At 68.9% G+C, this 24,825-nt stretch carries 26 protein-coding genes and 1 tRNA gene; 6 read left to right on the top strand and 21 right to left on the bottom strand.

Going from position 1 to position 24,825, the window contains the following annotated elements:
* Positions 1-42 precede the first annotated feature (42 nt).
* The 19 genes from ACFYTQ_RS37395 to argS all read right to left on the bottom strand — a co-directional run bounded on the left by ACFYTQ_RS37395 (position 43) and on the right by argS (position 19,155).
* Complete coding sequence (locus ACFYTQ_RS37395; RefSeq protein ID WP_387371151.1) at positions 43-852, bottom strand: F0F1 ATP synthase subunit delta; 810 nt, start codon at positions 850-852, stop codon at positions 43-45.
* Between the two features lie 19 nt (positions 853-871).
* Positions 872-1,423: a F0F1 ATP synthase subunit B gene (locus ACFYTQ_RS37390; protein WP_387371149.1), complete on the bottom strand. Its 552-nt coding sequence runs from the start codon at positions 1,421-1,423 to the stop codon at positions 872-874.
* A 5-nt stretch (positions 1,424-1,428) separates the two neighbouring features.
* Positions 1,429-1,677, bottom strand: a complete 249-nt coding sequence (locus ACFYTQ_RS37385; RefSeq protein ID WP_216897472.1) for an ATP synthase F0 subunit C — start codon at positions 1,675-1,677, stop codon at positions 1,429-1,431.
* 71 nt (positions 1,678-1,748) lie between these two features.
* Positions 1,749-2,474, bottom strand: coding sequence for a F0F1 ATP synthase subunit A (atpB, locus tag ACFYTQ_RS37380; RefSeq protein WP_387371171.1), 726 nt, complete (start codon positions 2,472-2,474; stop codon positions 1,749-1,751).
* A gap of 361 nt (positions 2,475-2,835) precedes the next feature.
* Positions 2,836-3,291: a hypothetical protein gene (locus tag ACFYTQ_RS37375; protein WP_387371146.1), complete on the bottom strand. Its 456-nt coding sequence runs from the start codon at positions 3,289-3,291 to the stop codon at positions 2,836-2,838.
* A gap of 11 nt (positions 3,292-3,302) precedes the next feature.
* Positions 3,303-4,496 carry an MraY family glycosyltransferase gene (locus tag ACFYTQ_RS37370; protein ID WP_387371144.1) on the bottom strand — a complete coding sequence of 398 codons (1,194 nt, stop codon included), beginning with the start codon at positions 4,494-4,496 and terminating at the stop codon, positions 3,303-3,305.
* 11 nt (positions 4,497-4,507) lie between these two features.
* Positions 4,508-5,173, bottom strand: coding sequence for an L-threonylcarbamoyladenylate synthase (locus ACFYTQ_RS37365; protein ID WP_387371142.1), 666 nt, complete (start codon positions 5,171-5,173; stop codon positions 4,508-4,510).
* Between the two features lie 60 nt (positions 5,174-5,233).
* Positions 5,234-6,076, bottom strand: coding sequence for an ABC transporter permease (locus tag ACFYTQ_RS37360; RefSeq protein WP_387371140.1), 843 nt, complete (start codon positions 6,074-6,076; stop codon positions 5,234-5,236).
* Positions 6,036-6,854: an ATP-binding cassette domain-containing protein gene (locus ACFYTQ_RS37355; RefSeq protein WP_387371138.1), complete on the bottom strand. Its 819-nt coding sequence runs from the start codon at positions 6,852-6,854 to the stop codon at positions 6,036-6,038. Before ACFYTQ_RS37355 ends, ACFYTQ_RS37360 begins: the two co-directional genes overlap by 41 nt.
* Positions 6,851-7,330, bottom strand: coding sequence for a MarR family winged helix-turn-helix transcriptional regulator (locus tag ACFYTQ_RS37350; RefSeq protein WP_387371136.1), 480 nt, complete (start codon positions 7,328-7,330; stop codon positions 6,851-6,853). Before ACFYTQ_RS37350 ends, ACFYTQ_RS37355 begins: the two co-directional genes overlap by 4 nt.
* A gap of 32 nt (positions 7,331-7,362) precedes the next feature.
* The gene (prmC, locus tag ACFYTQ_RS37345) at positions 7,363-8,253 is read right to left on the bottom strand and encodes a peptide chain release factor N(5)-glutamine methyltransferase (RefSeq protein ID WP_387371134.1); all 891 of its coding nucleotides are present in this window, start codon (positions 8,251-8,253) and stop codon (positions 7,363-7,365) included.
* 4 nt (positions 8,254-8,257) lie between these two features.
* Positions 8,258-9,337, bottom strand: coding sequence for a peptide chain release factor 1 (prfA, locus tag ACFYTQ_RS37340; RefSeq protein ID WP_387371132.1), 1,080 nt, complete (start codon positions 9,335-9,337; stop codon positions 8,258-8,260).
* A gap of 87 nt (positions 9,338-9,424) precedes the next feature.
* Complete coding sequence (rpmE, locus tag ACFYTQ_RS37335; protein ID WP_387371130.1) at positions 9,425-9,652, bottom strand: 50S ribosomal protein L31; 228 nt, start codon at positions 9,650-9,652, stop codon at positions 9,425-9,427.
* 672 nt (positions 9,653-10,324) lie between these two features.
* Entirely contained in the window at positions 10,325-12,352 is a 2,028-nt protein-coding gene (rho, locus tag ACFYTQ_RS37330) for a transcription termination factor Rho (protein WP_387371128.1), read from the bottom strand.
* A 325-nt stretch (positions 12,353-12,677) separates the two neighbouring features.
* A complete protein-coding gene (thrB, locus tag ACFYTQ_RS37325) occupies positions 12,678-13,619 on the bottom strand; it encodes a homoserine kinase (protein ID WP_387371126.1) in 942 nt (313 codons plus the stop codon).
* Positions 13,620-13,644: 25 nt separating this feature from the next.
* Positions 13,645-14,727 (bottom strand): threonine synthase, encoded by a 1,083-nt coding sequence (thrC, locus tag ACFYTQ_RS37320; protein ID WP_387371124.1) that lies wholly within the window; start codon positions 14,725-14,727, stop codon positions 13,645-13,647.
* Positions 14,724-16,079 carry a homoserine dehydrogenase gene (locus ACFYTQ_RS37315; protein ID WP_387371122.1) on the bottom strand — a complete coding sequence of 452 codons (1,356 nt, stop codon included), beginning with the start codon at positions 16,077-16,079 and terminating at the stop codon, positions 14,724-14,726. The genes thrC and ACFYTQ_RS37315 overlap by 4 nt, the downstream gene beginning before the upstream one ends.
* Complete coding sequence (gene lysA / locus ACFYTQ_RS37310; RefSeq protein WP_387371120.1) at positions 16,076-17,497, bottom strand: diaminopimelate decarboxylase; 1,422 nt, start codon at positions 17,495-17,497, stop codon at positions 16,076-16,078. The genes ACFYTQ_RS37315 and lysA overlap by 4 nt, the downstream gene beginning before the upstream one ends.
* Positions 17,497-19,155, bottom strand: a complete 1,659-nt coding sequence (argS, locus tag ACFYTQ_RS37305) for an arginine--tRNA ligase (RefSeq protein WP_387371118.1) — start codon at positions 19,153-19,155, stop codon at positions 17,497-17,499. The genes lysA and argS overlap by 1 nt, the downstream gene beginning before the upstream one ends.
* A gap of 136 nt (positions 19,156-19,291) precedes the next feature.
* Here argS and ACFYTQ_RS37300 point away from each other — a divergent pair, with 136 nt between their 5' ends.
* The 3 genes from ACFYTQ_RS37300 (at position 19,292) to ACFYTQ_RS37290 (ending at position 21,029) form a co-directional block, all read left to right on the top strand.
* Positions 19,292-20,155: a DUF3105 domain-containing protein gene (locus ACFYTQ_RS37300; protein ID WP_387371116.1), complete on the top strand. Its 864-nt coding sequence runs from the start codon at positions 19,292-19,294 to the stop codon at positions 20,153-20,155.
* Positions 20,152-20,820, top strand: coding sequence for a DUF305 domain-containing protein (locus tag ACFYTQ_RS37295; protein ID WP_387371114.1), 669 nt, complete (start codon positions 20,152-20,154; stop codon positions 20,818-20,820). The genes ACFYTQ_RS37300 and ACFYTQ_RS37295 overlap by 4 nt, the downstream gene beginning before the upstream one ends.
* A 136-nt stretch (positions 20,821-20,956) precedes the next feature.
* Positions 20,957-21,029 (top strand) — tRNA-Arg (locus ACFYTQ_RS37290).
* Positions 21,030-21,057: 28 nt separating this feature from the next.
* Here ACFYTQ_RS37290 and ACFYTQ_RS37285 read toward each other — a convergent pair.
* The gene (locus ACFYTQ_RS37285; RefSeq protein WP_387371112.1) at positions 21,058-21,543 is read right to left on the bottom strand and encodes a GNAT family N-acetyltransferase; all 486 of its coding nucleotides are present in this window, start codon (positions 21,541-21,543) and stop codon (positions 21,058-21,060) included.
* Between the two features lie 197 nt (positions 21,544-21,740).
* Here ACFYTQ_RS37285 and ACFYTQ_RS37280 point away from each other — a divergent pair, with 197 nt between their 5' ends.
* Both ACFYTQ_RS37280 and ACFYTQ_RS37275 read left to right on the top strand, forming a co-directional pair.
* Complete coding sequence (locus ACFYTQ_RS37280; protein WP_387371110.1) at positions 21,741-22,097, top strand: VOC family protein; 357 nt, start codon at positions 21,741-21,743, stop codon at positions 22,095-22,097.
* A gap of 21 nt (positions 22,098-22,118) precedes the next feature.
* The gene (locus tag ACFYTQ_RS37275) at positions 22,119-22,913 is read left to right on the top strand and encodes a thioesterase family protein (RefSeq protein WP_387371108.1); all 795 of its coding nucleotides are present in this window, start codon (positions 22,119-22,121) and stop codon (positions 22,911-22,913) included.
* On the opposite strand, the gene ACFYTQ_RS37270 is transcribed toward ACFYTQ_RS37275, so the two are convergent.
* Positions 22,894-23,469 (bottom strand): TetR family transcriptional regulator, encoded by a 576-nt coding sequence (locus ACFYTQ_RS37270; RefSeq protein WP_387371106.1) that lies wholly within the window; start codon positions 23,467-23,469, stop codon positions 22,894-22,896. The genes ACFYTQ_RS37275 and ACFYTQ_RS37270 overlap by 20 nt on opposite strands.
* A 106-nt stretch (positions 23,470-23,575) precedes the next feature.
* On the opposite strand from ACFYTQ_RS37270, the gene ACFYTQ_RS37265 reads away from it, so the two are divergent.
* Positions 23,576-24,766 (top strand): FAD-dependent oxidoreductase, encoded by a 1,191-nt coding sequence (locus ACFYTQ_RS37265; protein ID WP_387371104.1) that lies wholly within the window; start codon positions 23,576-23,578, stop codon positions 24,764-24,766.
* The last annotated feature ends 59 nt before the right edge of the window (positions 24,767-24,825 follow it).

Here is a 24,825-nt window from a genome sequence, read left to right as displayed (position 1 = left end):
CTGCTCTCGCTGTGGTCTGAAGGAATGTCGGGGGGTGTGCGGCTAGGTCAGCGACTGCCGCAGCCGCTGCAACCGGCCGATCGCGCTGCCGTCGATCACGTCGTCACCGACGCGCACGACGACACCGGCCAGCAGGGTCGGATCGACCTGCACGTGCACGGTGACCGGCTTGTCGTAGATCCGCTGCAGCGAGGCCGCCAGGTGTTCGCGCTGCTGTGGGGTCAGTTCGACCGCCGCGCGCACGTGCGCGACGATCTGCTTGCGCAAGGACGCCGCCAGATCGGACAGCCGATCGAAGACGGGACCGACGTCGCCGACCGACCGGCCCACGGCGTGCTGGGCCAGCTGCAGGGTGATGTCCTCGACCTTGCCGCTGAGCAGCCTTTCCAGCAGCTCGCGCTTGGCCTGCGCCGACGTGTTGCGGGCGGCGAGGGCCTGTTCGAGGTCCGGATTGTCCTCGACGATCCGGCCGAGCCGGAACAGCTCGTCCTCGACGGCGTCGATCCGGCCGCGGTCGGTCGCGGCCCGCAGCAACGACTCCTGCCCGAGCAATTCCAGCGTGTCGACCAGGTCCCGGGTGCGGGACCAGTTCTGGGCGACGGCGGTGGTCAGCACGGCCAGGGTGGCCGCGCTGATCTTGCCGCCGAAGACGCGTTCGGCCAGTTCGGCGCGTGCCGAACTCGATACCGACTTATCCGCGAGCGCTACACGCAGCGAACGCTGGTCGTCGAGTACGGCGACAACGGCGAACAATTCGGAGCCCGTCGTGGCGGCGACGGAGTCGCTCCCGGTGAGAGCGGCCGACAGAGCTTCCCGAGCCCGGGAGCTCGCCTCACGGCTCGCTGCGTACATGCTTCCCACTTTCGTGTCGTTACCTTCCGACCCCGATGCCGGCCTTGTCGTCCAATTCTGCAAGGAATCGGTCGATCGAGGTGGCCTGCTTGGCCTGATCCGACACCGACTGTCCGATGATCTTCTCGGCCAGATCGACCGCGGTGCGGCCGAGTTCACCACGCAACTCTGTCACGATCTGCTGCCGTTGCGCTTCGAGTTGGGCATGTCCGGAAGCCACGATGCGGTCGGCCTCGGCCTGGGCCTCGGAGCGCAGCTGCGCCAGGATCTGCTGGCCCTGGTTGCGCGCCTCCTCGCGGATGCGCGCGGCCTCGAGGCGGGCCTCGGCCAGCTGCTGCTGGTACTGCTCGAGCGTCGCCTGCGCCTCGGCCTGCGCGGCCTCGGCCTTGGCGAGACCGCCCTCGATCTTGTCGGAGCGCTCGTCGAGCACCTTCTGCAGGCGCGGGATCACGTACTTGTAGAACACGAACGCGATGATCGCGACGCAGACCAGCGACCAAATGATGTCGTAGTTGGCCGGGAGGAGCGGGTTGTGCTCTTCCTCGGCCGCGAGCAAAAAGGTCCCGTTCATGGCAATCAGAAAATGAAGCCGGCGACGAGGCCGATCAGGGCCAGCGCCTCGGTGAACGCGATGCCCAGGAACATGTTGGTCCGGATCGTGCCCTGCAGCTCGGGCTGGCGAGCGATGCCCTCGATCGCCTTGCCGACCACGATGCCCACGCCGATGCCGGGGCCGATGGCCGCCAGACCGTAACCGATGGCGCCGTAGCCCTTCACCTTGTCGGAGGTCTGGGCGAGTTCGGCGGCCACGTAGGAGAGGCTCATGAGATTTTCTTTCCCTTTCTGTTGCCCACACCCCCGGCGGCGTGTGGGTCAGTCTTTGTGCGGTTGTGCGGTCAGTGCGAGTCGGCGTGCTGGGCCAGGCCGATGTACACGGCGGTCAGCAGCGCGAAGACGTAGGCCTGCAGGAAGATCACCAGCATCTCGAACAGCGTGAAGGCGAGTCCGCCCGCGAGCGAGAACGGGGACAGGCCCTTCATCCACGCGGCGCCGTCGAACAGGAAGAACTGCGTGGCGGTGAAGAACAGCACCAGCATGATGTGCCCGGCGAGCATGTTGGCCATGAGTCGCACGGTCAGCGTGAACGGGCGCAGGATGAAGGTCGAGATGAACTCGATCGGGATCAGCAGCACGTGCATCGCGGGCGGCACGTTGGGCACCACGATCGACGAGCGCATGTACTTCCAGAAGCCGTACTTCTTGATGCCGATGTAGTTGAACGCGAGGTAGGCGATCACCGCGAGCACCAGCGGCATACCGATTCGCGCGTTCGAGGAGATGTTCAGGAACGGGATGATGCTCGAAAAGTTCAGGAACAGGACCGTGAAGAAGATGGTGGCGATCAGCGGGAAATACTTCCTGCCGGTTTCCTTGCCGAGCACCTCGTCACAGATCTGCTCACGCACGAACACCAAACCGTATTCGGCGACATTCTGCAGGCCGCGCGGTACGAGTCGGGGCCGCCGGAACGCCAGCAACATCACGCCGATCAGCACGAACGTCATCACGATGCGGATCAGCATCAGACGGTCGATTGCGAAAGGAGTACCCGCGAACAGCAACGCGTCCGGGAAGAAGTCATCTAGCGAAGGCGGTGTGAACTCGCCTGCCAAAGTGGTGACGCTCAGCGTTCTCTCCCGTGTTCGGGCCGCGGGTATGGGTCAACCCGCGGTTCGATCGGACATTGACGATCTGGTGGTCGACTCAGGTCGGCTCGAAGTTCGTCAGCAGCTGTGCGGGGAATCACCCGCTCGTGGCGTCTGTACGTCGGCGACATCGTCGACGGTGCAGAGCCGAACCCCGCAGGGCCGGCACGGCTGTAAGCATAGCCGCTCCCATGAGGAAGTAGTGACCGCCCTATGGACCGGATGCTTACGGTAAAGAGTTTACCAAGGTATCTACGACAACGTGTAGGGGGTCTCGTCACGCCTTGGAATGATCTTGATTCGCCGCCCGCTCGTCCGGCGTCGCGACAATCGGAACCCGTTGCCGCAACAGCCCGTAGGTCTCCGCGCCGAGCACGATCAGCAGCGCGCCCACGACGGTCAGGAACAGGGTCATGCGGTCGTAGAAATCGAAGCGCTGGAGAATCGCGACGACGATCATCACGACCAGCAGTTTCCCGACCCAGGAGGCGAGCATCACCATGCCCTGGATCCCGGAATCCAATTTCGCGCTGAACAGCACCAGCGCCGCGGTCGTGAGAATGAAGAATCCCCCGATGGCCGATCCGATCAGCGCGCCCCACAACCCGGGCAGTCCCGCGAGGATCGAGCCGAGCACCGCCGAGACGATCACCAGCGCGACCAACCCCACGATGCCGGAGCGCAGGGCCGCGCGCAGCGGGGCGTCGGGATGATGCTCGGGTGCGGGGCTCACGCCGGCCAACTCTACCCGTCGCCCGCGACGCCCCCGCGCGGCGTCCGGCGGCGCAGCCCGACCGCCTCCCGCAACGACGGCACGGCCGTCACCACCAGCGCGAACACCAGTCCGGCCGCGAACAGCAACACCACCAGCCGCCGATCCATGAGCGAGGTCCCCACGGCCCCGAAGGCCAGCACCCCGACCCACAGATAGATCAGCAACACCACCCGCCGCTGCGAATGCCCGATCTGCAACAGCCGGTGATGCAGATGCATCTTGTCCGGCGTGGAGAAACTCACGCCCGCCCGCGCCCGCCGCACGATGGCCATCACCAGATCGAGCACCGGGATGAACATCACCGCGCCCACGAGCAGCAGCGGCGACAGCAGACCCACGATGTCGCGCGGCCCGTACCCGGTGAGCGGGATGCGCCCCGACGCGCCCGTGGACACCGCGGCGAGCATGAGCCCGATCAGCATCGAGCCGGAATCGCCCATGAACAGCCGGGCCGGGGAGAAGTTGTGTGGCAGAAATCCCAGGCAGCCCCCCGCGAGCGCGGCGGCGAGCAGCGCGGGCGGATAGGTGTCGGTGGCCCCGCCCTGTTCGTAGAGCAGCCCCACGGTGAACACGAACACCGCGCCCCCGGCGATGAGCCCCAGCCCGGCCGCGAGCCCGTCCAGGCCGTCGACGAAGTTCATCGCGTTGATCATGACCACGGTGATGCCGACGGTCACCAGCCCGCCCTGCAACGGATCCAGCACCACGGTCGTGTTGTTGAACGGGTTGTAGACGGCCACCCAGCTCAAGCCCATGACGGCCATCACGCCCGCGGCGGTGATCTGCCCCACGAGTTTCGTCAGCCAGTCCAGCCCCCAGCGGTCGTCGAGTACGCCGACCCCCACGATCAGCGTTCCCGCGACCACCACCGCCGGGATGTCGTGCGGGTACTCGAATCCCCTTCGCAGCGCGGGCAATTGGTGCGCGAAGGCCACCGCGGCGAGCACGCCGAGATAGATGCCCACCCCGCCCATCCGCGGAATCGGCTTGACGTGCACATCGCGTTCGCGCGGAATCGCCACCGCCCCGAACCAGATGGCCAGCACGCGGATACCGCCGGTGGACAGCAGGGTGATCACGGTCGAGACGAGCAGCACGAGCAACAGCTCGCGCAGCGGAACGACAGCGCCCTGACTGTATGCCGTTGCCTGACTGAGAAGCATCTACCAGGCCGTCACCGGGTGGTCTCGGGCGTCAGCTCGTCCGGCGACAGACCCAGGACCTCGGCCACCCGCGCCGCGGTGACCGCGCCCTCGCGCAGGATGCGCGGGGTGTCGGCGGTCAGGTCGACGATGGTGGAGGCGACGCCGTGCTCGGCCGGGCCGCCGTCGAGATAGACGTTCACCAGCTCGCCCAGCTGATCGCGCGCCTCGTCGACCGTGGTCGCGGGCGGGCGGCCGGACACGTTCGCGCTCGACACCGCCAGCGGGCCCACCTCGCGCAGCAGTTCCAGCGCGACCGGATGCAGCGGCATCCGCAGCATCACCGTGCCCCGCGCGTCGCCGAGATCCCAGGCCAGCGAGGGCGCCTGCTGCACAACCAGACTCAGCCCGCCCGGCCAGAACGCGCGGATCAGCTCGCGGGCCTGCGGCTGCACCGAGAACACGAGCCCGTCGATGGTGTTCCACGAGCCGACCAGCACCGGGACCGGCATGTCCCGCCCGCGGCGCTTGGCCGCGAGCAGCGCGGAGACCGCCGCGGAGTCGAAGGCGTCGGCGGCGATTCCGTAGAGCGTGTCGGTCGGGATGACAGCCAGCCGTCCGGATTTCAGGGTGGCTCGCGCGGCGGTGAGGCCGGCGGCCCGCGAGTCGGGATCGGAGCAGTCGTAGACGGTACTCACGGCGTGGAGTCTATGTGTTGGTTCCGAGCGGACGATGATCGGAGTGGCGGGCCGGTCCGCTCAGCGGACGAGACGGCCCAGAAGCGCCGAGGCGCAGGCGATTCCGAGCACGGCCGCGGCGACCAGCACACCCATGTCGAGCCAGAGGTGGTGCGGCCCGCCGACCAGCAGTCCGCGCAGCGCGTCGACCTCGTAGCTCAGCGGATTCACCCGCCCGATCGCTTGCAGCCAGCCCGGCATGAGGTCGATCGGGTACAGCGCGTTCGAGGCGAAGAACAGCGGCATGGTGATGGCCTGGCCGATGCCCATCAGGCGATCGCGGGTGCCCGCGAGGCCCGCGATGGTCATCGACAGGCAGGCGAAGAAGGCCGCGCTCAGGATCACCGCGACGATCGCGCCGAGCAGCTTCAGCGGATTGAGCGTCATGTGCACGCCCATGATCAGCGCGAGGACCACGATGATCAGCACCTGGGCCACCGACCGCACCCCCGCCGCGAAGCATTTCCCGGTGATCAGCGCCGCGCGCGGGGTGGGAGTCACCATGAGCTTGTTCAGGATTCCCGCGTCGCGATCCCAGATCAGCTGGATGCCGTAGAAGATCGCGATGAACAGCGCGGACTGGGCGATGATCCCGGGCGTGAGGAAATCCAGGTAGGGCAGTTCTCCGGTGGGGATCGTGCGCAGGCGGGCGAAGGTGGTGCCGAAGATCAGCAGCCACAACGCCGGTTGCACGGCCCGGGTGACCAGTTCGGTACGGTCGCGACGCAACTTCTGGAGTTCGACGATTGCGAAGGTGCCGATGCGCGAGCCCAGCGCGATCAGCCGCGCCGCGCCGCGGGGTGCCCTGCGCGGCGGCGGGAAATCAACCGGCGCGCTGTGCGGTTCTACGCGTGTTCCGGACACCGCGCAGCCCTCCCTCCGTGTTGTCCTCGGCCAGATCGGCGCCCGCGTGGTGACGGAAGACGTCCTCCAGCGTGGCGTCGGGGCCGAGGGCTCGTTTCAATTCCTCCGGCGCGCCGACCGCGCGCAGGGTTCCCTTGTGCAACAATGCGATTCGATCGCAGAGCGCGTCGGCCTCACCCATGTAATGGGTGGTGAGCAGGACGGTGGTGCCGAACCGGTCGCGCAGGTCGCGCACCCGCTCCCACACCCCGTCCCGGGCGATCGGATCCAGGCCGACCGTCGGTTCGTCGAGAACGAGTAGTGCCGGACGGTTGACCAACGCCTGGGCCAGCTCGAGGCGGCGCACCATGCCGCCGGAATAGCTCGCCGCGAGCCGATCGGCGACGTCGAGCAGATCCATGGCGGCCAGCGCGTCGGTCACCCGGCGGGCGCGTTCGCGGCGCGGCACGTCGAACAGCCGGGCGAACCACATGACGTTCTGGCGTCCGGTCAGCGTGGCCTCGACCGAGAGTTGTTGCGGCACATAGCCGAGGTTGTAGCGGATATCGATGTCGCGGCGGCCCACCTCGAATCCGAGTACCCGGACCGTGCCCTCGCGCACCGGCATGAGAGTGGTGAGCAGGCGGATGGTGGTGGTCTTGCCCGCGCCATTGGGGCCGAGCAGGCCGAAGATCTCGCCGCGGTCGATGCGCAGATCGAGGTGGTCGACGACGACGTGGTCGCCGTAGCGTTGGGTGAGGCCCTCGCATTCGATTGCGGGAAGCCGGTTTTCGGTCATCTGCCCTTCCTCGTCTCGCGGTCGTGCAGGATCTCGGTCAGCTTGTTCACCACGGCGAGGCCGCGGGTGAGTTCCTCGCGTTCCTCGGCGGTCAGTTCGGCCAGCGCGGTCGCGATGAGATCGTGGTGCCGCCTGCGCGTCTCGTCGACCCGCTGCTGCACGCGCGCGGGCAGGCTCAGTCGCATCACCCGGCGGTCCTCCGGATCGGACTCCCGTTCCAGCAGTCCCGCCTGCACCAATGCCGTCACGAACGTCGACACGCTGTTGGCCGCCAACCCCAGCTCCCCCGCGGCCTCCTTCACCGAGATCCCCGGATTGCGGCCCACGAGCCGCAGGAACTCCGACTGCGAGGCGCTGACCCCCGACCGATCGAACGCCCGCCCGGCCAAGCGCCCGACCTGCCGCCGGAATCGCCCGAATGTGCGCAGCAGCCCGCCGACCAACTCCCGATCGGTGGCCTGAGTGGTGGACTCCATGCCCGCAACGATACCTCTGAATCAGAGGTAAATCACTCCGAGTCAGAGGTAATTTTCCGCCGAACCGAGACGAACCGCGGCTTCCCCGCCAGATCCGGATGCTCGACCACCTCGTCGAAACCCCCGTGAGCAGCGAAAAGCCCTGCGGCCCCGGACCCGTTGGAATCGTCGTGCTCGACCGCTGCCACCCCACCGGGGCGCAGCAGACGCGCGATGGTCCCGACCATCGGGCGGATGACCGACAACCCGTCCGCCCCGCCGAACAAGGCGACATGCGGATCATGGTCGGCCACTTCGGGATCCAGCACGGCATCGGCGGGGATGTAGGGCGGATTCGAGACGACGACATCGACGCGCCCGTTCAGCGCGGCGAGGAGCGCGGGATCGGTGACATCCCCCGCGTGCAGCCGGATGGCCGTATCCCCTTCGGCCACACGGGCTTCCGCGTTGCGTGCCGTCCAGGCCAGCGCCGCCGGATCCAGTTCGACCGCGTGCACGTCCGCGTCCGGCCGGGCGTGGGCGACGGCCAGCGCGAGCGCCCCGGACCCGGTACACAGATCCACGACGACGGGCCGATGCTCGCGCCCCAGCACCTCGAGCCGCGCCAGCGCCCACGCGAACAGCAATTCGGTCTCCGGGCGCGGCACGAAAACCCCGGGCCCGACGGACAGCTCGATCTCCCCCATGGCCGCGGTGCCCGTGAGATGTTGCAGCGGAACGCGTTCCGCGCGCCGCGCCACCAACGCCCGGAGTTCGGCGGACTGCTCCTCGGTGACCAGCGGAATCAATGCCAGTCGAGGCCGTTCCACCCCGAGCACATGCGCAGCCAGATACTCGGCGTCGACCCGGGGGCTCGGCACGCCCGCCCGCGCGAGCACCTCGACGGCCTCGGCCAGCGCGGAACGCAGCGGAACGCGCGTCACGAAATCACTCCGCCGCCAACCGTGCCGCTCGGTCCGCTTCACTCAATGCGTCGAGGAGGGTGTCCAACTCCCCATCCAGCACCGAATCCAAGTTGTGAGCTTTGAAGCCGATGCGGTGGTCGGTGATCCGGTTCTCCGGGAAGTTGTAGGTGCGGATGCGTTCGGATCGATCCACCGTGCGGACCTGGCTCGCCCGTCCGGCGGCCGCCTCGGCGTCGGCCTGCTCCTCGGCGAGCGCCTGCAACCGGGCGGCGAGCACCTGCATGGCCCGCGCCTTGTTCTGCAGCTGCGAACGCTCGTTCTGGCAGGTCACCACGATGCCCGTGGGCAGATGCGTGATGCGCACGGCCGAATCGGTGGTGTTGACACCCTGGCCGCCCTTACCCGAGGACCGGTAGACATCGATGCGCAGATCGGATTCGTCGATCTGGACCTGCTCGACCTCGTCGGGCTCGGGATAGATGAGCACACCCGCGGCGGAGGTATGGATACGTCCCTGGGATTCGGTCACCGGCACGCGCTGGACGCGATGCACGCCGCCCTCGAACTTCAGCCGCGACCACACCCCGTCCCGGCTGGGCTCGCGGCTCTTGATCGAGATCGTCGCGTCCTTGTACCCGCCCAGATCGGAGATGTTGGCGTCGAGCACCTCGACCTTCCACCCGCGCCGCTCCGCGTAGCGGACGTACATGCGCGCCAGATCCGAGGCGAACAGGGCCGACTCCTCGCCGCCCTCACCGGATTTCACCTCGAGCACCACATCGTCGGCGTCGTGCGGATCGCGCGGCGCGAGCAGATCGGTGAGCGTCTTCTCCAGCTCCTCGACCTGCCGCTCGAGGTCGGGCACCTCGGCCGCGAACGCCGCGTCGTCGGCCGCCAGCTCCCGCGCCGCCGCGAGATCGTCCCGCGCGCTCGCCAACTTGTTGTAGGTCGACATGACCGGAGCCAACTCGGCGAACCGCTTTCCCACGCGCCGCGCCTCACCCGGATTGTTGTGCAGCGCGGGGTCGGACAACTGCGTCTCCAGACCCGAGTACTCGGCCAGGATGTCGTCGATCGCGGAGGGGGCCGTCTTGTCGGCCATCGAAGGTGCTCCTCGGGAGAAGGTCGAAAGGGTCGCCAAACAGGCCGACGCCCGGCCTGCGGTGCAGGACGGGCGTCGGTGGGACAGCTACTTGGCGTCGGCCTTCTTGGCGCGCTTGCCGTAGCGGGCCTCGAAGCGGGCGACGCGGCCGCCGGTGTCGAGAATCTTCTGCTTGCCCGTGTAGAACGGGTGGCACTGCGAGCAGACCTCGACGGTGATGTGGCCCGACTCCTTGGTGCTGCGGGTCTCGAAGGTGTTGCCGCAACCGCAGACGACGGTGGTCGGCACGTAAGCCGGGTGGATTCCTGCCTTCATGGGTGTCCTTTCGATGTGGTCGCCGGGTCGCCGTCGACATGCGAGGGCGTGAACCGGAACCGACTAGGCGGGATGCTCTGCGTTCTACCAGCAGACGCACCAGCGGATCAGTATGCCAGAACGGCTGGCACGACCTGTCAACGCACCCCCGTGCGGTTTGATTCCCGGAGCGCCCCCGCCCATTCCCGGAGCGCCCCCGATCCCTGCACCCAGGAAAGTACGGGCGCGCGCGGACCCGGATCTCGAGTGACGCTGAAGTCGAGTAGTTCGCTACTCGGGAACGCGTACAGGTCTGTTCATAGAGTAACCCCAGGTGAGTACCGGGTGCTTACGGGAAAGGGACAGCAGTGAATCTCCACGCCGCTCGGGGGGCGGGTACGCGGCCGGCCGCGACGACGTTCGCGGCGCTGTTCGTGCTCGCGGCCATCGGCTGGTGGTCGACGCCCGACGATCCGCGGACCGCGTTGCCCGCGCACGCCCCCACCGACACACCGACCTACGAATACACCGCCACGGCCGTCTCGACCGGCGGCGTCGCGACCGTGACCGCGCTGATCCTCGGCTTCCTGGTGGTCGGCGCGGCCGGGATCGGACTGGTCTTCTTCCGTCCGGCCCCGCGAACACCACGGCGGCCCCGCCGAAGCGGGGCCGCCGTGGTACGGGTTCGAGCGCTTACTCCTCGAGCGCGCCCGGTGCGGTCTTGGAGACCGTCATCAGGAACTCGAGATTGGTCTTGGTCTTCTTCAACCGGTCGATCAACAGGTCGATGGCCTGGTGCGAGTCCAGCCCGGACAGCACTCGGCGCAGCTTGTGGATGACCGCGGCCTCGTCGGGCGACATCAGCAGGTCGTCGCGACGGGTACCGGACGGGTTGACGTCGACCGCCGGGAACACGCGGCGCTCGGCGATCTTGCGATCGAGCTTGAGCTCGGCGTTGCCCGTGCCCTTGAACTCCTCGAAGATCACCGTGTCACCGGTCGACCCGGTCTCCACCATCGCGGTGGCGATGATGGTCAGCGACCCGCCGTTCTCGATGTTGCGCGCCGCGCCCAGGAACCGCTTGGGCGGATACAGCGCGGTCGAGTCGATACCACCGGACAGGATGCGCCCCGACGCCGGTGAGGCGTTGTTGTAGGCGCGCCCGAGCCGGGTGATCGAGTCCAGCAGCACGACCACGTCCTGACCCATCTCCACCAGCCGCTTGGCCCGCTCGATGGCGAGTTCCGCGACCGAGGTGTGGTCGCTCGGCGGCCGATCGAAGGTGGAGGCGATCACCTCGCCGCGCACGGTGCGCTGCATATCGGTGACCTCTTCCGGACGCTCGTCGACCAGCACGACCATGAGATAGACCTCAGGGTTGTTGATCGCGATCGCGTTCGCGATGTCCTGCAGGATCGTGGTCTTACCGGCCTTCGGCGGCGACACGATCAGCGCGCGCTGGCCCTTGCCGATCGGCATGATCAGGTCGATCACGCGCGTGGTCAGCTTGTTGGGCTGGGTCTCGAGCCGCAGGCGCTGGTTCGGGTACAGCGGGGTGAGCTTGCCGAATTCCGGCCGCCGCTTGGCACTTTCGATATCGGCGCCGTTGACGGTGTCCAGGCGCACCAGCGGATCGAACTTCTGCCGCTGGTTGGCCTGCTCGCCCTCGCGGGGCGCGCGCACGGCGCCGGTGATGGCGTCGCCGCGGCGCAGGCCGTTCTTGCGGACCAGGTTCATCGACACGTACACGTCGTTCGGCCCGGCCAGGTAGCCCGAGGTGCGCACGAACGCGTAGTTGTCGAGCACGTCCAGAATGCCCGCCACCGGCTGCAGGACGTCGTCCTCGCGGATCTCGACCTCGTTGCCGCGGGCCTCGCCGCCCTCGCGGTCGCGTCCCCGGCGACGCTCGCGGAACCGGCGACCCCGGCGGCCGCGGCCCTCGTCGTCGGCGTCCGCGTCGGCGCGATTACCGCGATCGCCGCGGTTGCCGTTCTGGTTGTTCTGGTTCTGGCCGTTCTGCTGGCCGCGGTCACCGCGATCGCGCCGCCGGTCGCCGCCGTCCTGCTCCTGCTTGGTGTCGGCGTCCTTGGTTTCGCGGGCCTCGCGGGTCTCCCGGTTGTCCCGGGCCTCGCCCCCGGCGTTCTCGCCCTCGCCCCCGGCGTTCCCGGCGCGCTGCTCGCGGCCGCGACGCTGGCGGCCCCGGCCGCGCTGACCGCCGTCACGGCCGGTGTCGTCACCCGAATCGGCCGGGCGCGCAGCGCTTTCGGCGGCCTCGGCGGGAGCGGCGGCGTTGTTCGCGGGCTTCTCGTCGACGACGCTGTCCAGCGTCGGCTGCTCGACCCGCTGCCGGTCCTTGGCGCGGTCGTGCTTCACCGGAGCGGACTCCTCGCCGGTCGACGGCGCCGCGGCGGGCTGGGACACCTCCGCCTTCGCGTCGGACTTCGTCTCGTTCCGGCCACGCGGGGCCTTTCCGGACGAGGCGGCCTGATTTTCTTTGATGGCGGCGATCAGATCGCCCTTACGCATCCCGGATGTGCCTCGGATACCGAGCTCTCCGGCAAGCGCACGCAACTGCGGCAACAACATTCCAGTCAGCCCCGATCGTGCGACGTCGGTGTGTTCGCTCATCTTCGAAATCTGTCCGGAGTCACTTTCGCGGCGGCCCGAGGAACTTGCGTTGGATTCCACCCCGGGTGTCGCGAGCAGGTCCGTATCTGTCACGGAGATCCTTTCCTTCCCTCGATTGCCGTGTGCTTATTCGAGGGTTTCGTCCCGAAGCCCGGTCATTGCGCCGAGCTCGGATGCCGTATCGCCTGCCCCGCCGGACCGGCCGGTCGTCACCACCTGGGCTTCGACCACCGGTTCACAAAGGTGGGAGAGATCATTCCAGTTGCTTTCCCCATAAGTCCGAGACTCGTGTCCCGAGCCTGAGCAAGGAGCCTGCTGGAGCGATTGCCCTGATGAAGCACCGGCGACATGACGCGCACGATGTACGGACGTGCCCAGGATAGCTCTCACTTTTCACCTCAGCAAGGCAGGCGCGCCGTCAATCCACCCGGACGCCGTCGGAAATGGTCGGTGACACCACTCGAAGGCCCGCGCGGGACGCGCGTTCGCGCAGCTCGGAGGGCAATTCCCCGAGGCTGAAGGCGAGCACGGTCGGGCCCGCCCCCGACACGGTCGCCGCGATTCCCGCCTCGCGCAACAGCCCCACCCATTCGGTCGTCAGCGGCAGCGCGGCGGATCGATACCCCTGATGCAGCCGGTCGGCCGTGGCGGGAAGCAGCAGGTCGGGCCGCTGCGTCAGCGCGACCACCGCCAGCGCGGCCCGGCTGACGTTGAAGGCCGCGTCCCCGTGCGGCACCAGTTCGGGCAGCAGGCCGCGGGTGTGCGCGGTGGCCGAGCGCTCCTCCGGGATGAGCACGGTCGCGCACAGCGCGGGATGCGGGTCCAACCGCACCGCCCGGTAGGTCCGCAGGTGGTGGTCGGCCGCCGGATCGGCGGCGTCCTCGGTCCACGACACCACGATGCCGCCCAGGACGCTGGCGGCCGCGTTGTCGGGATGTCCCTCGAATTCCGAAGCCAGCTGGACCAATTCGTCGTCGTCGCAGACCAGCGACGCGTCGAACTTGGCGGCCAGACCGCGCCCGGCGGCGAGCCCGCCGACCACCGCCGAGGCGGACGAACCGAGCCCGCGTGAGTGCGGAATCACGTTGTGGCACACCACATCCAGGCCGTCGGCCCAGACGCCCGCCGACTCCAGGCCGCGCTCGATCGCGCGCACCACCAGATGCGAAGGGCCCCAAGGGACGTCGTCGGCGCCCTCACCCTCCACTCGGATGGTAAGGCCGGAATCGGTGGTGCGCACGACGATTTCGTCGTACAACCCCAACGCGACCCCGAGCGAGTCGAAACCGGGACCCAGATTGGCGCTCGACGCCGGAACCCGGGCGGTGACCGTGATCCCCGGCGGCAGGGTCCTGGTCATCAATTGACCTTCGCGCGAGCTCAACTCAGGCCAGCTCCAGCTCGCGGGCCACCGCCACCGGATCCACCCCGATCGCCTGCACCTCCGGCATCCCCGACAGCGCGGTGTCGGGGTCCTTGAGGCCGTTGCCGGTCACCGTGCACACCACGGTCAGCCCGGGTTCGAGCCAGCCCTCGGCGCGCGCGGCCAGCAACCCCGCCACACTCGCCGCCGAGGCGGGTTCGACGAAGACGCCCTCGCGCCCCGCGACCAGGCGGTACGCGGCGAGGATCTCGTCGTCGGTGGCCGCGCGGAACGCGCCGCCCGACTCCTCCTTCGCGGTCACCGCGCCGTTCCAGGACGCGGGCGCGCCGATCCGGATGGCCGTGGCGATGGTCTCGGGATCCTTGACCGGGGCCCCGTTGACCAGCGGCGCGGCCCCCGCGGCCTGCACACCCAGCATGCGCGGGCGCGATCCGGTGACGCCGTCGGCGTGATACTCGCTGTAGCCGCGCCAGTAGGCGGTGATGTTGCCCGCGTTACCAACCGGCAGCGCGTGCACGTCCGGCGCCCGGCCGAGCACGTCGCAGATCTCGAAGGCCGCGGTCTTCTGTCCCTCGATGCGCGCCGGGTTGACCGAGTTGACGAGGCCGACCTGCGGGAATTCCGCGGTCACCTTGCGGGCCAGCTCGAGGCAGTCGTCGAAGTTGCCCTGTACCTGAATGATCTTGGCGCCCAGCATGACCGCCTGCGCCAGCTTGCCCATCGCGATCTTGCCCTGCGGAATCAGCACCGCGCAGTGCATACCCGCGCGGGTGGCATAGGCCGCGGCCGAGGCCGAGGTGTTGCCGGTGGACGCGCACAGCACGGCCCGCTGACCGCGCGCCTTGGCGTCGGTCATGGCCATGGTCATGCCGCGGTCCTTGAAGGAACCGGTCGGGTTGGCGCCCTCGACCTTGAGGTACACCTCGCATCCGGTCAACTCGGACAGGTGGTGGGCGGGCACCAGCGGCGTACCGCCCTCGAACAGCGTGACGGGCTCCCAGTCGGCGCCCACCGCCAATCGCTCGCGATAGGCCGCGATCAAGCCGGGCCACGCGCGATGCACGGGCACTCCCGTCGTACTCATTCCTCGGTGCCTTCCAATCTCAGGACGCTGGTCACGGACGTGACGGATTCCAACTCGGCCAGTGCGGCCACCGTATCGGCCAGCGCCGACTCCGCCGCGTGGTGGGTGACCACGACGAGCCGGGCGCCCTCGTCGTGTCCCTCCTGGCGGACCGTCGAGATGCTCACGCCGTGTTCGGCGAATTCGCCGGACACCGCCTGCAACACCCCCGTGCGGTCGGCGACCTTCAGGTTCACGTGGTAGCGGGTCGGCGTGTCGCCGATCGGCGCGATCGGCAGCTCAGCATAGACCGATTCGCCCGGCGCGCGACCACCGTAGAACTTGTTGCGCGCGGCCATCACCACATCGCCCATCACCGCCGACGCGGTCGGCGCGCCGCCCGCACCCTGCCCGTAGAACATCAGTCGCCCGGCGTTCTCGGCCTCCACGACCACGGCGTTGAACGCGCCCGTGACCGCCGAGAGCGGATGCCGGCGCGGGATGAGCGCCGGATACACCCGTACCGAGATGCGTTCCTTGCCGCCCTCGGCGGGTCCGGGCTCCCCCGGCCCGGCGGGCACGCGTTCGCAGATCGCCAGCAGTTTGACCGTACAGCCCACGGCCGCAGCGGTTTCCAGATCCTCGGCGGTGATCTTCGAGATGCCCTCGCGGTACACGTCGGCCGCCGTGACCCGGGTGTGGAAGGCCAGCGAGGCCAGGATGGCGGCCTTCGCCGCGGCGTCGTAGCCCTCGACGTCCGCGGTCGGATCGGCCTCGGCGTAGCCCAGCCGGGTCGCCTCCGCCAGCGTGTCGCCGTAGTCCGCGCCGGTCTCGTCCATCGCCGACAGGATGAAATTCGTTGTGCCGTTGACGATTCCGACCACCCGGTTCACCCGGTCGCCGGACAGCGACTGGATCAGCGGGCGCACCACGGGAATCGCCCCGGCGACGGCCGCCTCGAAGTACAGATCGGCGCGGCTGCGTTCGGCGGCCCGGGCCAGTTCGGCGGTGTAGTCGGCCAGCAGCGCCTTGTTGGCGGTCACCACCGACTTGCCCGCGTTCAGCGCCGCCAGGATGAGCCCGCGCGCCGGATCGATGCCGCCCATCACCTCGACGACGAGATCCACGTCGTCGCGCCGCACCAGCGCCTCGGCGTCGGTGGTCAGCAGGTCGGCGGGAATGCCGCGGTCGATGTCGGTGCGCCGCACCGCGACTCCGCGCAACACCACGGGCGCGCCGACGCGCGAGCGCAGATCGTCGGCGTGCTCGCGCAGGATCCGCACGACCTCGGTGCCGACATTGCCCATGCCCAGGACCGCGACCCCGATCGGATGGTCGGATCCGAACACCGCCCTGTTCCCGGCCCCGGTCATGGCTCCACCTCCAAACTCAGCAGATCCGCCACCGTCTCCCGGCGCAGGATCACCCGTGCCCGCCCGTCCCGCACGGCCACCACGGCCGGGCGGGTGAGCAGGTTGTACCGGCTCGACATCGAGTAGCAGTAGGCGCCCGTGGCCGCCACCGCGATCAGATCGCCCGGCCCGACGTCGTCGGGCAGCCAGGTGTCCCTGATGACGATATCGCCGCTCTCACAATGCTTTCCGACCACGCGCGCCACCACCGGGCCGGAGTCGCTGCCGCGCGAGACCAGGCGGCAGTCGTACTCGGCCTGATACAGCGCGGGCCGGATGTTGTCGCTCATACCCCCGTCGACGCTGACGTAACGCCGCCGCGCGCCCGCGTCGAGGGTCACATCCTTGATGGTGCCGACCTCGTAGAGGGTGACCGTGCCGGGACCGGCGATGGCCCGGCCCGGTTCGACCGCGAGGGTCGGGACGGGCAGGCCGATCTGCGCGGCCTCGGCGCTCACCAGATCGCGCACCTTGGCGGCGAACTCGTCCAGCGGCGGCGGATCGTCGCTCGGCAGATACGAGATGCCCAGTCCCCCACCGAGATCCAGCGTGTGGATCTGCGCGGTGCGCTCCGCGCCGAACTTGTCGATGGCGTCGCGCAGCAGCCGCAGCATGCGCCGCGCGGAGATCTCGAATCCGTCGATGTCGAAGATCTGCGAACCGATGTGGCTGTGCAGGCCCACCAGCCGCAGATTGTCCGCCTCGAACACCCGCGCCAGCGCCTCGAGGGCGTCGCCGCCGGAGATCGAGAAGCCGAACTTCTGATCCTCGTGCGCGGTCGAGATGTATTCGTGCGTATGGGCTTCCACGCCGACGGTGACGCGCACCAGCACGTCCTGCACCACTCCGGCGCGCCCGGCCACGGCCTCGAGCCGGTCGATCTCGATCAGCGAGTCGACCACCACGTGGCCCACCCCCGCGGCGACCGCGGCCTCCAGCTCGGCGACCGATTTGTTGTTGCCGTGCAACGCGATTCGCTTCGCCGGGAAGCCCGCGTGCAGCGCCACCGCCAGCTCGCCGCCGGAGCAGACGTCCAGCGAGAGGCCCTCGTCTCGCACCCACCGGGCGATCTCACCGCACAGAAATGCCTTGGAGGCGTAGTGAACTCGCGCGTTCGCGCCGAACGCGCGGACCATATCGCGGCAGCGCGACCGGAAGTCGTCCTCGTCCACCACGAACAGCGGCGTGCCGAACTTCTCGGCCAGCTCCGTGACCGGGACGCCCGCCAGCCGTACCACGCCGTCGTCGCCACGCGTGGCGTTTCGTGGCCACACCGCGGCGGGCAGATCGATCATCAGAGCCGGATCACGCGGGCGCTCAGGGAGATTCGGCGCGTGCGGGATCTCGGCGTGCCGGGGTCCGGCGGGGTGGGCGCTCATCACATTCGCTCCGGTGCGTCGACGCCGAGCAGCCCGAGGCCGTTGGCGAGTACCTGACGGGTGGCGTTGACCAGTTCCAGACGCGCGGCGTTGACCGGGGTGACCGGATCGTCGCCCTGCGGCAGGATGCGCAGCGTCTTGTTGGTCTGGAACCGGTGGTAGGCCCCGGCCAGCTCCTCGAGGTAGCGGGCCACGCGGTGCGGCTCCCGCAGCGTCGCCGCGCTCGCGACGACGGCCGGGTACTCGCCCAGCGTGCGGATGAGCTCCCCCTCCTCGTCGGCGGTCAGCAGCGCGAGATCCGGTGTGACACCGGCGAATCCGAGATCGGCGGCATTGCGGCCGACCGCGCAGGTGCGGGCGTGCGCGTATTGCACGTAGTAGACCGGGTTCTCGTTGCTCTGCTTGGTCCAGACGTCGAGGTCGATGTCCATGCTGGTGTTGACCGAGCTGCGCACCAGCGAGTAGCGGGCGGCGTCGACGCCGATCAGCTCGACCAGATCGTCCAGTGTCACAACGGTTCCCGCGCGCTTGCTCATCCGCACGGCCTTGCCGTCGCGCACCAGGTTCACCATCTGGCCGATCAGCACCTCGACGGTGCTCGGATCGTCGCCGGAGGTCGCCGCGATCGCCTTCAGTCGCCCGATGTAGCCGTGGTGGTCCGCGCCGAGCATGTAGATGCACAGATCGAAGCCGCGGGCGCGCTTGTCCAGGTAGTAGGCGATGTCACCGGCGACATAGGCGGCCTTGCCGTCGCTCTTGATGACCACGCGGTCCTGGTCGTCGCCGTACTCGGAGGAGGCGATCCACCACGCCCCGTCCTTCTCGTACAGCTTGCCCATGGCCTTGAGCCGCTCCACCGACTCGTCGACCGCGCCGGAGGCGAACAGCGAACTCTCGTTGAAGTAGACGTCGAATTCCGTACCGAACTCGTGCAGGGTCCGTTTGATGTGGTCGAACATCAGCTCGACGCCCTCGCGACGGAACAGCTCGTGCCGTTCGTCGGCGGGCAGAGTCACCGCGTCGGGATGCGCGGTCGTGATCCGCTCGGCGATCTCGGCGATATAGGCCCCGGCGTAGCCGTTCTCCGGCGTCGGCGCGCCGGTGGCCGCGGCGACCAGCGATTCGGCGAACCGGTCGATCTGCGCGCCGTGGTCGTTGAAGTAGTACTCGCGGGTGACCTCCGCGCCCTGACCGGCGAGGATGCGGCCGAGGGCGTCGCCGACCGCGGCCCAGCGGGTGCCGCCCAGATGGACGGGTCCGGTCGGATTCGCGGAGACGAACTCCAGATTGATCTTGGTCCCGGCCAGCGTGCTCGCGCTGCCGTAACCCGCGCCCGCCGCGCGGATCTGCTCGAGGATCGCGCCCTGCGCGGCGGCGGCCAGCCGGATGTTCAGGAACCCCGGCCCCGCCACATCGGCGGACTCGATGCCGTCGTTGGCGGCCAGCGCCTCGGCGAGCAGCCCGGCCAACTCGCGCGGATTCAGTCCGGCCTTCTTACCCACCTGCATGGCCACATTCGTGGCATAGTCACCGTGTTCCGGGTTGCGGGGACGCTCCACCTTGACCTCGTCGGGCAGGACCGCAGGGTCCGATCCACGTTCGACAAGCACCTTCGCGGCGGTGGCGCGAAGGAGATCTGCAAGGTCAGCTGGAGTCACGAGTCTCTATCCTATGGTCTGAGCAGGCGTACGCCGCCATCGGGCACCTCTGGGCAGGCACCCAGCAAACCGGGCCGGTGACACCAGCTTGCCGCATTGCGGGACCGTCCGACATGTCGAAGAGAGCACATCAGCGATGCCGAACACCAGCGCGAAGTCCGCCAAGGCGATTCGTGCCGCCGCCAAGACCGGCCCGGCCCGCAAAGGCGGGGGCACGAACAAGGGCAAGACGCCACTGGGTAACCGGATCCCCTGGGCGACCGTCGGCGCAGCCGTCGTGATCATCGCCCTCATCGCCGCCCTGGCGGTGTACCTGGTGCCGAAGTACCAGGAGAAGGCGGACGCGGAGAAGTTCACCCCGACCGCCGAGAAGAAGGATCCGTCGACCGAGATCGCGGGCGTGGTGAAGAAGGACTACCCCGCGGGCCTGCACGTGCGCGCCCCGCAGCGGGTGGCCTACGACATGAGCCCGCCGATGGGCGGCCCGCACGACGAGTCGTGGGCGGCCTGCACGGGCGTGGTCTACGGCAAGGCCATGCGCACCGAGAACGCGGTGCACGCGCTCGAGCACGGCGCGGTGTGGATCGCCTACAACCCCGATCGGGTCTCCGGCGACGCGCTCGACAAGCTGAAGCAGAAGGTGCAGAACAAGCCCGCCATGCTCATGTCGCCGTACCCGGGCCTGGACAAGCCGATCTCGTTGCAGTCGTGGGGCCATCAGCTCAAGCTGGACAGCGCCGACGACAAGCGCATCGGCGAGTTCATCACCGCGCTGCGGATGAACCAGTACGCCTACCCGGAAGTCGGTGCGGCGTGCGACAACCCGACGTTCGACGCGAACAACCCGCCGCCGTTCGATCCCACTCCCCCCGGCCCCGACGCGGTGCCGATGGACGGCAAGGGCCTGACCCCCGACGCCAGCGAGGGCATGGGCGGCCTGCCCGGCGGCATCCCGGGAATCCCCGGCCTGCCCGGAATGCCCGGAGTCCCGGGTCAGTGACGGCCCCCGGATCACGGCAGCGCACGGCGACCGTCGTCCTCGCGACGGTCGCCGTCCTGCTGGTCGGCGTGGCCATCGGCGTGATCGCCCGAATCCCGTTGCAGCGCCACACCGATGCCGCGCCCGGCGCGGTGGACACCGGCTTCTGCCAGGACATGTCGGTGCATCACGCCCAGGCCGTCCAGATGGCCGGGCTCGAGGTCGCGGGCGGCAGCGATCCGGACGTGAAGCGGCTCGCCTACGACATCCTCACCACCCAGTCCAACCAGGCGGGCCGCATGCAGGGCTGGCTTCAATTGTGGGGCAAGCCGATTGCCGCCGCCGACGGCTACATGGCCTGGATGACCGAGCCCATGAGCGGCCACGACCACGGCACGACCCACCCGATGTCCGGCCCCGTCGCCACCATGCCCGGCATGGCCACCCCCCAGGAACTCGAACAACTCCGCAACCTCACCGGCCCCGCCCAGGACACCCTGTTCCTGCAACTCATGCTCCGCCACCACCAGGGCGGCCTGTCGATGATCGACTACGCCACCACCCACGCCGACACCGACGCCGTCCGCTCCCTCGCCACCAGCATGCGCACCACCCAAACCGGCGAATCCCAACTCATGACCCAAATGCTCACCGCCCGCCAGGCCACCCCCCTCCCCCTCAACTGATCCCCCCGCCACCCCCACCCCCTGGACCACCCTGTTCCGCCTCCGACCGTGACGGTTTTGGCTCCAGCCCCCCGATGCGATACGCTTTCCCAGCCCGATCGGACGACGTGCAAACAACGACGACCGGGTCCACCCCGCCCTCGTAGCTCAGGGGATAGAGCGTCTGCCTCCGGAGCAGAAGGCCGCAGGTTCGAATCCTGCCGAGGGCACTCCAAACCCCAAGCCCCGCCCGATCTTTCATCGGCCGGGGCTTTCCGGTCTCAAGGTCCGCCCGAGCAACCTCCGCCCACCGTCGACAAACCCCCGCCGCAGGTAGTACTCCCGCAACCCCGCCACATCATGCCCCTGCGGCGCGATCACAAGCTCGAGCTCCCCACACCCCCGCTCGGTCGCCCATCCCGCACTGTCCTCGATCAAAGCCTCCGCGATCCCTCGCCGCCGCCACCCGGGCATCACATACAGATCCTCGAGCTCCGCAACCCACCCCTGCTCGAGCCCGAACTTGGCCGTGGTGACACAGAACCCGACCCGAGCCCCATCGCCGATCGCCACCGCCACCCGCGCCGACGACATACTCAGCAACACACCGAGATTCGCCCCCAACTCCTCCCGACCGGTCCCGAACCCTTCCTCCCGGTAGAACGCCACCGCCAGCTCCAGAACCGCCTCGCGATCGGCATCGGCGGCCACCCGAATCGAGTACGCCGCCCCCGTATCGACCATCTACCCAGCCTACGGCCCCCGCGCCTGCCCGAGAGGCAATGCCGACCTCATCCTGCACCCCAACACCAAGTCCTGTGGGCCCTGCTCGCGATCATCGCCGCGATCCCGGTGCCCCGCGGCGGCAGTTTCAGGGCGGGGCGTCATGGGCGGCGACCGGCACGCCGATGAATCCCCACCTCGCACACCGTCCCCACTTCATGGACATCGACTACATGTTCACCGCCGTCCCCGTCCGCGACTTCCCCATCTCCGTCGACTGGTACACCCGCCTCCTCGGCCGCGAGGCCGACGTCCTCGCCATCCCCGACCAGGAGACCATGTGGCAGGTGACCCCCACCGCGTTGCTCTACGTCCTGGTCGATCCGGCGCGGGCCGGGTACACGGTCGTCAATCTGGCCGTGGCCGATCTCGACACCGCGATCACCGAAATCGGTTCGCGCGGAATCGAACACGGGCCGCTCATCGCGGTCGGCCCGGACGGCGCGACCGGACGCAAGGCCCCCTACACCGACCCCGACGGCAACACCGTCTGCGTCATCGAGATCAACGCCTGACCCATGCGGTAGGAAAGACGTATGGAGGCGTTCTACCTGCCCGACCCCTCGGACCCCACCCGGTTCGAATCGACCGAGCTGACCCGCGGCCCGTGGTCCCCCGACGCGCAGCACGGCGGGCCGCCCTCGGCCCTGCTCGGGCATGTCATCGAACGCTGCGAACCGCGCGAGAACTTCCGCGTCGCCCGGGTGGCTGTGGAGATCCTCGGGCCGGTGCCGCTCGCCCCGCTCGTCGTCGAGGCGAAGGTGACCCGGCCCGGCCGTAGCGTCGAGTTGATCGAGGCCACCATGAGTTCGGAACGCGGTCCGGTACTGAAGGCCAACGCCTGGCGGATCCGGCAGGCCGAACCGGAACTCGAGCTGCCCGACGGCATCGTCGCCGACGAGACCCGGCCCGGCCCGGACACCGCCGCCGCGGAGACCCACTTCGAATCCGCGTTCGACGTCGGCTTCCATCAGGGCATCGAATATCGTTTCGTCGCAGGCGATTTCGCCGAACTCGGCCCCGCCACCTGCTGGCTGCGCCTGCGCCGACCCATCGTCGCCGGAACCACCCCGAGCCCCCTCGAACGCACCCTCGTCGCGGCCGACCACGGGAACGGCATCAGTACGGTACTGGATTGGAACAGCTACCTGTTCATCAACACCGACCTCACCGTCACCCTGCATCGCGAGCCCATCGGGGAATGGATCTGCCTCGACGCCGTCACCTATCCGGAACCCAACGGCACCGGTCTGGCGGAATCCCGGCTGTTCGACGAGAAGGGCGCGGTCGGCCGCGGCACGCAGACGCTGCTCATCGGTCACCGGAAATGAGATAGCGCTGGATCGTCGGGCCGATATCGGCCCGGATCCGCTCCGGGGTCAGCGCAACCACCGGCGGCAGCCGTAACACGTAGCGGCACAAGGCAAGTCCGAGAATCTGCGTGACGATCAGACCGGCCCGGCGGGGCGCGTCGGCCGGGTCGCTGACGCGCAGCACCACCGGCATCACCTGCCCGACGAACATCTGCCGGATCCGCTCCACCACCGCCTCGTCGGTGACCGCCGAGCGCAGCAACGTCAGCAGGATCTCATTGCCCGGCGACTCCTCCCACAGTTCCAGAAACCGCCGCACCAGCACATCGCCGAACGACTCCGGGTCGACCGCGGCCAGATCGGGCAGTTCCAGTTCGACATCCAGCGCCGCCGAGAACAAACCCTCCTTGTTCCCGTAGTAGCGCATCACCATGGACGGATCGATCCCGGCGTCGGCCGCGATCGCGCGGATCGTCGCCTTGCGGAAACCGTCCTCGGCGAAGCGTTTTCGCGCGGCGTCGAGGATCGCGGCCCGCGTGGCGTCGGAACGGCGGGGGGTGGTCTCGAGCGGCATGCCAACAACTGTAGGCCAACAAGTGTTGACATGCCACCACCCTCGTCTTATCGTTGATGCCAACAGCCGTTGGCCAACAAATGTTGGCAAGTATGAGGAGCAGGTCATGAGCACTCTTCCCGCCACCGCCTCGGTCGTCATCGTCGGCGCCGGACCCGCCGGACTCACCGCGGCCATCGCGCTCGCCGACGCGGGTGTCGACGCGGTGGTCCTGGACCGACTCGCGGAGGGCGCCAACACCTCTCGCGCCGCCGTGGTGCACGCCCGCACGATGGAGGTGCTCCAGGAGTTCGGCATCGCCGAGGAACTGCACGAGCTGGGCATCGAGGTGCCGCGCTTCGTGCTGCACGACGGCGCCGAGCGGCTGGCCACCGTCTCCTTCGCCGATCTGCCGACCGCATTCCCCTACACCCTCATGGTCGGCCAGGAGACCACCGAGGCGGTCCTGCTCGCCCGGCTCCGCCAGGCGGGCGGCGATGTGCACCGGCCGTATCAGGTGACCGCGGTGACCACCGACGACACGGGTGCCACCGTCGAATACACCGACGCCGCAGGCACTTCCGGCCGCATCCGGGCCGACTACGTGATCGGTACGGACGGCATGCACAGCCTGGTACGGGAACAGGCCGGGATCGGCTTCACCGGCTCCACCTACCCCGAGTCCTTCGTGCTGGCCGATGTCCGCATGACCTGGCCCGCGCCCCGCGACGAGGTCTCCCTGCACCTGTCCCCCGAGGGCGTCACGGTCGTCGCCCCGCTCCCCGACGAGACCGGCGACCGCTACCGCGTCGTCGCCACCGTCGCCGAGGCCCCCGAACACCCCACCCGCGACCAGATCCAGACCCTCCTCGACGCCCGCTGCCCCGGCGCCACCGTCCACGAGGTCCTCTGGAGCTCCCGCTTCCGCGTCCACCACCGCGTCGCCGACCACTACCGCGCGGGCCGCGTCTTCCTCGCGGGCGACGCCGCCCACGTCCACAGCCCCGCCGGCGGCCAGGGCATGAACACCGGCATCCAGGACGCCGCCCTCCTAGGCTCCCTCCTCGCCCAAGTCCTCCGCGCCAACGCCCCCACCACCCTCCTCGACGACTACGAACCCCGCCGCCGCCCCATAGCCCTCGGCGTAGTCACCTTCACCGACCGCATGACCCGCATGGCCACCCTCCGCCCCCGCCCCGCCCGAACCCTCCGAAACACCCTCATCCGCACCGCAACCCGAATCCCCCTCATCCGCCACAAACTCGCCTACCAACTCTCCGAACTAGTACTCCAGCCGGACTTCGTGATCATGGAGTGAGGTGGGATCGGCGCTGGTAGTGGCTGGTGCGGGCGCGGTGTTGGTGTCGGCGTCGCCAT

The sequence above is a fragment of the Nocardia sp. NPDC004068 genome, assembly GCF_042874315.1.
Classification (GTDB): Bacteria; Actinomycetota; Actinomycetes; order Mycobacteriales; family Mycobacteriaceae; genus Nocardia.
This window is presented reverse-complemented; position numbering and strand designations above follow the sequence as displayed.